This is a genomic window from Mesorhizobium sp. M7A.T.Ca.US.000.02.2.1 (genome assembly GCF_003996995.1).
Classification (GTDB): domain Bacteria; phylum Pseudomonadota; class Alphaproteobacteria; order Rhizobiales; family Rhizobiaceae; genus Mesorhizobium.
This window is the reverse complement of record NZ_RZTT01000307.1, coordinates 1-7,407: the sequence shown is the minus strand read 5'-3', so window position 1 is coordinate 7,407 and position 7,407 is coordinate 1. Positions and strand designations below refer to the sequence as shown.

General features: G+C 61.2%; 7 protein-coding genes and 1 pseudogene. 5 read left to right on the top strand and 3 right to left on the bottom strand.

The features are described 5' to 3' along the window. Positions 1-190 (top strand): annotated as a pseudogene (locus EOD15_RS24380) (SDR family NAD-dependent epimerase/dehydratase); the annotation flags it as partial. Beyond that, entirely contained in the window at positions 187-1,266 is a 1,080-nt protein-coding gene (gene galE, locus EOD15_RS24375) for a UDP-glucose 4-epimerase GalE (RefSeq protein ID WP_127408905.1), read from the top strand. The pseudogene EOD15_RS24380 and the gene galE, both read left to right, overlap by 4 nt. On the opposite strand, the gene EOD15_RS24370 is transcribed toward galE, so the two are convergent. Together EOD15_RS24370 and EOD15_RS24365 are read right to left on the bottom strand one after the other, a co-directional pair. After that, entirely contained in the window at positions 1,220-1,657 is a 438-nt protein-coding gene (locus EOD15_RS24370) for a hypothetical protein (protein ID WP_348629434.1), read from the bottom strand. The genes galE and EOD15_RS24370 overlap by 47 nt on opposite strands. Before the next feature lie 352 nt (positions 1,658-2,009). Then, on the bottom strand, positions 2,010-2,630 hold the full coding sequence (locus tag EOD15_RS24365) for a DUF995 domain-containing protein (protein ID WP_245463754.1): 621 nt from the start codon (positions 2,628-2,630) through the stop codon (positions 2,010-2,012). A gap of 211 nt (positions 2,631-2,841) precedes the next feature. On the opposite strand from EOD15_RS24365, the gene EOD15_RS24360 reads away from it, so the two are divergent. From EOD15_RS24360 to EOD15_RS24350, 3 genes are all read left to right on the top strand, one after another. After that, positions 2,842-4,467 carry a glycosyltransferase family 39 protein gene (locus EOD15_RS24360; protein WP_127319815.1) on the top strand — a complete coding sequence of 542 codons (1,626 nt, stop codon included), beginning with the start codon at positions 2,842-2,844 and terminating at the stop codon, positions 4,465-4,467. Between the two features lie 187 nt (positions 4,468-4,654). Then, a complete protein-coding gene (locus tag EOD15_RS24355) occupies positions 4,655-5,581 on the top strand; it encodes a lysylphosphatidylglycerol synthase domain-containing protein (RefSeq protein WP_127319813.1) in 927 nt (308 codons plus the stop codon). Positions 5,582-5,625: 44 nt separating this feature from the next. Then, positions 5,626-6,627 carry a glycosyltransferase family 2 protein gene (locus EOD15_RS24350; protein WP_245463755.1) on the top strand — a complete coding sequence of 334 codons (1,002 nt, stop codon included), beginning with the start codon at positions 5,626-5,628 and terminating at the stop codon, positions 6,625-6,627. 261 nt (positions 6,628-6,888) lie between these two features. Here EOD15_RS24350 and EOD15_RS24345 read toward each other — a convergent pair whose 3' ends face one another. After that, complete coding sequence (locus EOD15_RS24345) at positions 6,889-7,299, bottom strand: hypothetical protein (protein ID WP_164761656.1); 411 nt, start codon at positions 7,297-7,299, stop codon at positions 6,889-6,891. Positions 7,300-7,407 lie beyond the last annotated feature (108 nt).

The window sequence follows — 7,407 nt, the reverse complement described above, 5'->3', positions numbered from 1 at the left end:
ATCGAAGATCGTGCATCGGCCGCTGCCCGTCGACGATCCCAGGCAGCGCAAGCCGGACATCTCTTTTGCCAAGGCCAATCTCGGCTGGGAGCCGAAAATCAGCTTGAGCCAGGGACTCGCGCGTACCGTCGAGTATTTTGACACCCTGCTCTACGGAAACCGCATTGCCAGAGGAGCTGCCGCCTCATGAGCCGGCCGGCAGTCCTGGTGACGGGTGGAGCCGGCTTCATCGGCAGCCACACCTGCAAGCAGTTGGCCTCCGCCGGCTACATCCCGGTGGTTTTCGACAATCTGAGCCGCGGCAACGAGAGGTCCGTCGCCTGGGGTCCGCTTGTCGTCGGCGATATCCGGGATCGGGATGCATTGAAGCGGGCGATGGAAACGCACCGGCCGACGGCTGTGATCCATTTTGCGGCGCTGGCCTATGTCGGAGAGTCCGTTCGCGAGCCGGCCGAATATTATTCAACCAATGTGACAGGCACCATCGCGGTGCTCGATGCCGCACGCGCTTGTTCGGTCGAAAACATCATCTTCTCCAGCAGCTGTGCGACGTACGGCGTGCCGGAAGCATTGCCCATTCGCGAGACCTCCTCGCAAAATCCGATCAGCCCTTACGGGCGCTCCAAGCTGATGGGCGAACAGATCATCGGCGACTATGCATCCGCGTATGGGATGAAATTTGCTATCCTGCGCTACTTCAACGCTTGTGGCGCCGATCCCGACGGCGAGCTTGGTGAGTGGCATTCGCCGGAAACCCACCTGGTTCCCAGAGTGCTCATGGCCGCATCGGGCATCATCGACGCGATCGAGGTTTTCGGCACCGACTACGACACGTCGGACGGCACCTGCGTAAGGGATTATATCCACGTCACCGATCTGGCCCGCGCCCACCTGAAAGCGCTCATGCATCTCGAGGGTGGCGGGCGAAGCCTGGCGGTCAATCTCGGCACCGGGCGGGGCGTCTCCATCAAGGAAATCGTCAAGGCGGTCGGCCGAATGACGTCAAGACCGGTCCCGGCAGTGTTCAGAAGCCGGCGCCCCGGAGATCCGGCGGAGCTTTACGCCGATCCGGGAAGCGCACGCGAACATCTTGGCTTTGTGCCGGAACTTTCAGACATCGATACGATTGTCAGGACAGCCGCTCCTTTTTTCGGACTGAAGACCAGGCCAATGAAACTGCCGCCAGCCAGGGCGGCAACGTCGGTCGCCGCTCGACGGGTCAGAGATAGCGGGGGCGACAGCTCGCGCGCTGGCCAAACCCGCTAGGGCTGCAGATATAAGGCGAGCCGCCCGAGAACGTGCCGCCATCGCCAGGATTGAACGAGATTTCCACCGGCGCCGGCGTGCTGGCTCTGACCCGTTGCGGTGGTGCAAAGGCGTAGGCACTTTCGGTTCCTATTGTGCTTGTCATCTGGATCGGAAGGTCGGCCCGGAGCGAGCGCACGAGAAATCCGGCCTGCACGGGCTGGACCGCGGGCTGGCTGCGGATGGCGTGGACCACAGGCTTGACGAGGACCGAATTGGTTTCGGTCGCATCCATACTCTGACAGCCTGCCGCCACAGAGATCATCGCCGCGGCCGCAACGATAGCCACGATATTTTTAATAGACACGATATTTTTGCTTGGGTTGACTGCACCCATCGCTGAACTGTTCATCATGTGTCCCTTGCTATCAAGTATAAGCCAAGGGCGCATCGCGACATACTATGCTTCGCCGCTCTCACGCCGCATGAGTGACCACTCGCACATCACACGTCAATATTAGACATCACTAATTATTAAATTTCATCAAAACCGTATGGTAGGGCCCATTGTCTCGTCGTTCTGTCAGATAAAGTTGAATGCCATCAACCAGCGATCGGCGCACCGACGGCTCCAGCCGAACTGCTTGGTATCCTACCATAAGCGATTCGCCAGATCCCTGACAGGTGCCTTGCAATTGCAGTCCGCTCTCGAAAGCGGGATTGAGTGATTTTGTTCAACTCGTCAGGATGGGTCGGCTGCGTACCTAATTTTTGGAATCGACCAGCTTGCGGGTCTCTTCGAACTGCGCGCCCTTCGGGTTGCCCACTTCGAATTTCCGGTATTCGTCGGAAGTATCCTCGGGAGATCGCTTGAAACTGTACCATTCCCCATCCGGATCCTCGCGTTTCTCGATGTTCCCGCCCTGAATCCGGTGGCTGTAGCAGGTGCGTTTTTGCTTGCCGGTGTAGCCCTTCGACCGCCAGGCGAGTTCCATGCACATCTTACCGTTGCTGGTGACCAGCCATCTGCCCGCCGCGAAAGATGCCATGTCCGGCCCGGACGTCCAGGCCTCGAGGCGTCGATTGCCCTGTGCGAAATAGGCTGCTCCGTTTTTCCACACCCATGTGCGATCGGCGTAAAGAAGCGACAGCTCGTAGGCAGTCGGAACGGTGGCGACAACCGCTTGCGCAGGTCCGCTGTCTTTGGCGGCAGCCGCATGCGCTGTTCCCGAAAGCGCCGTCTGGCCGCAGAGGGCCAGGAGAAACATAAGCTGCGTGCAACTTGCGAACCGACGGGGTCTGTGCTGCCGGCGGTCGACGCAAAGCGGCGGCAATCTGGTCAGAGCTGTCGGTACAATTGGCGTGCGCATGCCTGTTTGGCCCAAGGAAGCACTATCAGCGCTCTGACAGCCTAGGAAACTATTTAACAGTCGCGAGAACGGTGATGTCAACCTTCGCCAAGCGGATAAACAACAACTATTCGAAACACACGCAGCCGCAATCGTCAAAATTAAGAATTGCGTCGTATATTCCTCCACCTCCGACAATCGCGCTCAAAAGCAACATCCGCAGACGTCAGGGAGGACGCGGTTTCAAATGACGGACGACCCGGAGTTGAATCAGGCCGAAGGTCAGCAATACCTGCAGTCAAGCGACCGGGAGATGGCTGCTCGCAGCACCCTGAGCCCCAACATGGCGATATTGCTGGGCATCCTGTTCATTGCGGTCGTGTTCAGGTTCCACAACATCACCTTGCCACTCGTCGATGCCTTCAGTTGGCGCGAGGTAAGCACGGCAATGATGGCCGACAATTTCCAGCAGCGCAGCTGGAACATCTTCTTTCCGGAGGTCAGCTGGACCGGACCCGGGCCAAGTTATCAGGGCCGCGAGTTCCAGATCGTCAGCTATCTGACCGCCCTGCTCTATCAACTCTTCGGCTGGCACGACTGGTTCGGCCGCATGGTAGCGGCCTTCTTCGGTCTGGTGACGGTGTTTTCGCTGCACAGGCTAACGGCGCTATGCTGGGACGAGACCCACGCTCACGCCGCAGCACTTGCCTACGCGCTGATGCCGGCGGCGATCATGGTCGACAGCTCGTTTCTTCCCGATCCCGCGATGCTGGCCCTGGTGACGCTCGGCTTCTGGCTGTTCGCGAAATACTGGGCCGGCGGCAGCGGCTGGCTCCTGCCGCTTGCCACGGCGAGCTTCTCGCTCGGCGTGCTGGCAAAGCCGCCGGGCCTCGCCGCCGGCGCCGTCATCTTCTACCTCATGGTTTCCTGGGTTCTTGAGAAGAAGCGAAAGCAGGCGGCCAAGGCCTTCCTGTTGGGGCTTTTGAGCTTGGCCATCATCGGCGCCTATTTCAGCTGGGCCATTTATCTCGGCCGCAGCTATCCGCCGTTTCATGTCGCGGGCAGCGGCTATATCTGGGATTCCGGTTTCTGGACATTCTTCAGGAACAGCTTCTACTTCAAATCCGTATGGAACACCTCGGTCTGGTGGTTCTACGGCTATCCGTTCATGGCGCTGATCGCGATCGGCTTCTGGCTGCCGCCCAGACCCGTCGAAGACCCCAAGCAACGCACTCTTTCGGCCATCCCTTATGTTTGGCTGGCTGCCGCCATCATCATCTATCTGGCGGCAGCGCGCGAGATCACCAGCAATCCCTGGAACTACCACATCTTCCATGTGCCATTCGCGATGTTCTGCGGCCGGGGCGCGTTTCTCCTGGCAACGCTTGCATCGGGACCCGTTCTGTCCCCGGCGGTCGTGCTGCGCGCGATCTGCATCGCGGCCGTCACGCTGGTCTGGTCGACTTTTCCCCTTGTCAGGACAATGAAGACGCCGATCGCCATGAATGGCAAGCTGCTTGGCGACGAGCTGGCGCGGTTGGCGCAGCCGGGCGACCTCGTCGTCGCCATTGCGCCCGAGGTCGGCGATCCCGTCGCCGTCTACTACAGCAGAGCGCGTGGCTGGGTGTTCCCGCCTGGCGGCGGCGATGTCGAATGGTCGAAATTCGTAGCGGACGATGCCACCGCGATCGCGCAGCTCGAGGAGTTGCGCGCGCAAGGCGCGGACCTGTTCGGCACGGCCAAGAACGCCGCCGACAAGCAGGACCGGCTGTTCCTCGAGCATCATGACGGGGTCATCGACTATCTCGACAAGACCGCAACCAAGCTTGTGGATTCGGACGATTTGCTGGTCTATAGGATCAGCCGTCCATAGAACCGCGACAGTCTGGGGCTGTGGGCCTTGGACAGGATATGGTCCCGACGGTTCGGCGGCCGCGTTCTCCTACCGAAAGTCGGCAAGGCGGTGGGCCAGGCGAACCGATCCCGGATGGCGGTAGGGATACTCGGCACCACGCGGTGCTGCCATTTGAACTCGGCGGTGGAAACCGGCGGAGAATTGGTTGAAAAGAGCAATCTCAATAATCGTGACCCTGGCCCTACTAGCGTGGGTCGCCAGCGACTCGCGCTGGAAGATGGTGGGCGATGCTTTCGCGAGCATCACGCCCGGCGCTTTCGCGGCCGTGGCGCTTGCGTTGTTCGTCACCTACGTGCTGCGCGCGCTGCGCGTCTGCGACGAGTTCCGCGAGGAGGTGCATGGCCGTTTCGGCGCCTGCCTGCGCGTCATTCTGATCCACAATGCGATGATCAACGTCGTGCCCTTCCGCGGCGGCGAGACGGCATTTCCCCTGCTCCTGCGCCAGGTCTTCGGCATACCGATCATGCGTGCCAGCGCCTCGCTGCTGTGGTTCAGGCTGCAGGACGCCTTCGTCGTCGGCGTGCTGGCCCTGGCTGTGTGGCCGGGCCTGCACCCGGCGATAAGAATCGCGGGCGTGGCCGCGGTAATCGCTGCCGCCTGGTGTCTGCCGCGCTGGGCGCGTGCGCCGCATGACTGGGCAGGCCGCGGCAAGATCGTGGCGAAACTCGGCAGGCTGCGCGATGTCTTCACCGAGGCGACCGGCCGATCGCGTTATGGCTGGTGGTGGACGATCGCCAATTGGTCGCTGAAGCTCACTGTGCAGGGATGGTTGCTGGCAATGCTACTGGGGACATCCTTTTCGACCGCCTTTCCAGGCGTCGTCGGGGCCGAAGGCGCCGCCATACTACCGGTGCAAGGCGTCGCCGGCTTCGGCACCTACGAAGCGGGTGCAGCGGCGGCGCTGCTCACCTCCGGCGTTGCCATGAAGAGCGGCCTTCAGGCAGCGCTGGCATTGCATCTGTTCATCTTCTGCTCGGCAATCGCCACGGGTGCGATCGCCTGGCTGTTTCCCTCGAAATCGACACTGCCGGGGAACCCGGCCGTCGGCCCTGCAAGGAAGCCATCCCTATGAGCGTATTGCCCATCCCTGCTTCGGGACTGCCTGACGGCGCGGTGATGCCGGACCATACACTGTCCATCGTCGTGCCCATGTACAACGAGGCCGAGAACGTCGAACCGCTGCTGGTGCGGATTCACCAGGCGATGGAACGCTACGGCCAGCCGTGGGAGGTCGTGCTGGTCGATGACGGCAGCACAGACGCGACGGTGAGCGAGATCAGGCGCCTGGCGGCGCATTACGGCCCGCATGTGCATGCGGTCGAGCTGGTGCGCAACTACAAGCAAACCGCCGCGATGCAGGCCGGTATCGACGCAGCGCGCGGCGACGTCATCGCCACGATCGACGGCGACCTGCAAAATGATCCCTACGACATTCCGCGTATGGTCTACCGCCTGTTGAGCGAGGATCTCGACCTGGTGGTGGGCTGGCGCAAGGATCGCCAGGAAGGTTTTTTCATGCGCAGGCTGCCCTCGCGCATCGCCAACGCGCTGATCGCGCGCGTCACCGGGGTGCGCCTCAAGGACTATGGCTGCAGCCTCAAGGTCTATCGCGGCAACGTCATCCGCAGCGTCAAGCTCTATGGCGAGATGCACCGCTTCATCCCTGCATGGCTGGCCACGGTGACGACCCCCAGACGCATCGCGCAGGAAGTGGTGACGCATCACGCCCGCATCCATGGCCAATCCAAGTATGGCATTTCGCGCACCTTCAGGGTCGTGCTCGATCTGGTGTTCATGTACTTCTTCATGCGCTATCGCACACGGCCTGGGCACTTCTTCGGCGGCATCGGCATCGTGCTTGGCGCGCTGGGTTCGCTGATCCTTGCCTACCTGCTTTGCCTGAAGCTGCTTTTCGCCGAAGACATTGGAACGCGACCGATGCTGTTCACCGGCTTCTTCCTGCTCATCGCCGGGGTGCAGATGGTGACGTCGGGCGTGCTGGCTGAAATGCTGGCACGGGTCTATCACGAAGCGAATGGAGCATCGGCCTATGTCGCGCGGCCACAGCCGGCGCCCAGTGACAATGACGGCTGGCTCCGCCCGCGCCGGCCATCATGAGGTGATCGGGACGCCATCGAGGCTCTCCGTCCCCAGGGTTGACCGGGGCAGTGGCTTCATCGATAGCTTGCTGGGAGGGATTTTGGTTTCAGGCCGACGGCGGACTGGCAGGGTTCGTCAACACCAGGAATGGCGGCCTGAGGGCAAGAGGCAAAGCGCAACGTCTGCGCCAACCTCTCGCCCTCGACTCGCGCCCCCTGGCGAATACAAGAGCGGCGGATCCTTCATTCAAATCGCGCCGCCACTTTTAGGTCTGATGGTCTAGTAGCGCGAACGGCAGCTGGCGCGCTGGCCGAAACCGCTCGGGCCACAAATCCAAGGCGAACGACCCAGGAACGGGCCGCCATTGCCCAGACGGTAGGAGACCTTCACCGGCGCCGGTCTGCCGACCCGCTGCGGCCGCACGAAGGCCGCATAGGCCTCCTCCCTCGTACGCGTCACCATGGTCGTCTGCGTGAGCGGCTTGCGGTTGAACAGATGCAGCCGCTTCTTCTTGACGTCGTGCACCTTCTTGCCGAGCGTATGCACCACGGACTTTGTGCCGATCGAGCTGGTCTTGGTCGCGTCCTTGCTCTGGCAACCTGAGAGTATCGAGATCAATGCAACGGCGGCAAATGCACAAGCATATTTCGCGCCGATCCTTGCCCTTCTTTCCATAACTTTGTTCATCATTGTCCCCTAGCACGAATATAATTCGTTGCAGCACGGAGATCTATTTACTTTTTTGGCTTCCGCGCCACGCGAGCAGCCTATCGCCGCTCACATCATGGATTGTATATT

Coding starts and splice junctions, on each gene's coding strand:
- galE (WP_127408905.1), top strand. CDS start 187: ATGAGCCGGCCGGCAGTCCTGGTGACGGGTGGAGCCGGCTTCATCGGC.
- EOD15_RS24370 (WP_348629434.1), bottom strand. CDS start 1,657: ATGAACAGTTCAGCGATGGGTGCAGTCAACCCAAGCAAAAATATCGTG.
- EOD15_RS24360 (WP_127319815.1), top strand. CDS start 2,842: ATGACGGACGACCCGGAGTTGAATCAGGCCGAAGGTCAGCAATACCTG.
- EOD15_RS24350 (WP_245463755.1), top strand. CDS start 5,626: ATGCCGGACCATACACTGTCCATCGTCGTGCCCATGTACAACGAGGCC.
- EOD15_RS24345 (WP_164761656.1), bottom strand. CDS start 7,299: ATGATGAACAAAGTTATGGAAAGAAGGGCAAGGATCGGCGCGAAATAT.